This is a genomic window from Cellulomonas hominis, from assembly GCF_005239125.1.
Taxonomy (GTDB): domain Bacteria; phylum Actinomycetota; class Actinomycetes; order Actinomycetales; family Cellulomonadaceae; genus Cellulomonas; species Cellulomonas hominis_A.
This window is the reverse complement of sequence record NZ_SZYE01000324.1, coordinates 1-1,882: the sequence shown is the minus strand read 5'-3', so window position 1 is coordinate 1,882 and position 1,882 is coordinate 1. Positions and strand designations below refer to the sequence as shown.

Annotated in this window: 2 protein-coding genes; both read right to left on the bottom strand. The window is 79.0% G+C overall.

Features of this window, described 5'->3' with window-relative positions; all coding sequences use genetic code 11:
• The coding region (locus tag FA014_RS19355) for a Rossmann-like and DUF2520 domain-containing protein (protein ID WP_154731231.1) at positions 1-843 on the bottom strand (843 nt) is incomplete at its 3' end.
• On the bottom strand, positions 840-1,882 hold a 1,043-nt coding region (locus FA014_RS19350), incomplete at its 5' end, for a PH domain-containing protein (protein ID WP_154731230.1). The genes FA014_RS19350 and FA014_RS19355, both read right to left, overlap by 4 nt.

Here is a 1,882-nt window from a genome sequence, read left to right as displayed (position 1 = left end):
GGACAGCGCCCGGTACGACGCCGCCACGTCGGTGGCCCCGGTCCGCACGCCGAGGTCGGTCAGCACGTCGAGGTGGTCGGCGACCGTGCCCGCGTCGCCGCGCCGCACCGGCCCGGTCAGCGTCGTGACCGCGCCGCTGGTGACCTCGCCCTCCGCGTCCCGGCCGCCGGAGGCCGACTCGGCCCGCAGGGCGCCGTCGAGCGCCGCCGTGAGCAGCGGCCGCAGCACCGCGCCGGGGTCGGCCACCCCGGCCGCCGCGAGCGCCTGCCCGGCCTGCGCGACCAGCACGACGAGGTGGTTCGCCCCGTGCGCCAGGGCCGCGTGGTAGAGCGGCCGGGCCGCCTCGTCGAGCACGACGGGCTCGCCGCCCATCTCGACCACCAGCGCCTGCCCGATGGGCAGCACCGGGGCGGGCGCGGTGACGGCGAACGTGCAGCCGACCAGCCGGGACAGGTCGAGCGAGGTGCCGGTGAACGTCATCGCCGGGTGCAGGGCGATCGGGATGACCCCCTGGGCGCGCGCCGGGTCGAGCACCGCCGCCCCGTACCGGCCGGCGGTGTGCACGACGATCTGCCCGGGCTGCCAGGCACCGGTCGCCGCGAGGCCCGCCACGAGCTCCGCGAGCGCGTCGTCGGGCACCGCGAGCAGCACCAGCTCGGAGCGGCGCACCACCTCGGGCACGTCCAGCACCGGCACGCCCGGCAGCAGCGTGTCCGCGCGCTCGAGGGACGCCTCGGACACCGCGCTCACGCCGACGACCGGGTGCCCCGCCGCGCGCAGGGCGCTGCCCAGCACCGCGCCGACCCGGCCCGCGCCGACGACGCCGATCCCCAGCCGCGTCATGCCCGGCGCATCCACTGCTCCGGCCCCGCCCCGGCGCGCGCGGTCCTGGCCCGCGTCGCCTGCTCGTCCAGGAGGCCTGCGGCGACCCGCTGGTCCAGGTGGTCGACCCGCGGGGACACCGGTCCGGGCGTCGAGTGCAGCTGGAACGACGCCAGGCCGAGCCGGCGCTGCAGCGGCCCCTGCTCCAGGCCCAGCGACTGCGTCCGCTCGTGCGGCACGACGACGAGCTGGCGCACCAGCACCCCCGAGCGCAGCACCAGCGCCCGGTCGGTCACCGTGACGCCGTGCCGGCGCCAGCCGACCGGGTCCAGCCACCGCGACCGCCGCGGGGCCACGGCCCAGCCACCGTCCGCGGCCCGGCCGGTCAGGCCGGCGTCGACCAGCGCGCGCGGGTCCTCGGTGCCCAGGTCCGGCAGCACCAGCCACAGCGCGAGCATCGCCTCCTCGCGGGTGCCGACCGGCAGCAGGACGTTCTCCGTCTGGGTCTGGTCGCCGCTGCTGCCGTAGCCCGCGATGTTGACCTCGACCCGCCACCAGTCGGGGCGCCGCCACAGCAGGCCCTGGGTGACCCGGACGGCCTGCACCCGGCCCGGCGGCACGGTCTGCGCCCGGGACTCGGTCAGGCCGTGCCGCAGCCGGATGCCGTCCGGGGAGATGGCGGCGCGGAAGTTCGCCCCGCGGTTGAACCGGGTCCAGGTGTACGACACGACGCCGAGCAGCGCGGGCAGCAGCGCGAACGCCGAGCCCACCTGCCCGGTGCCGGCGATCAGAGCGCCCACCGCGCCGAGCATCACGACGAGCCAGACCGTCGCCGAGGAGAGCAGCGTGGAGGCCAGCAGCCGGCCGACCGGCACCTCGTACACGGGGCGCTCGGGTGCCACCGGGGCGGGTCCGTCCCAGCCGTCGTCGGCACCCGGCTCCGCCGGGACGGTGCGGCCGGCGGCGGGATCGGCCGCGGCGGGGTGGCCCGGCGCGGGGACGGCGCCCGGGACGGGGACGGCGCCCGGGACGGGGTCGGAGGCGCCGGGCGCCGGGACGG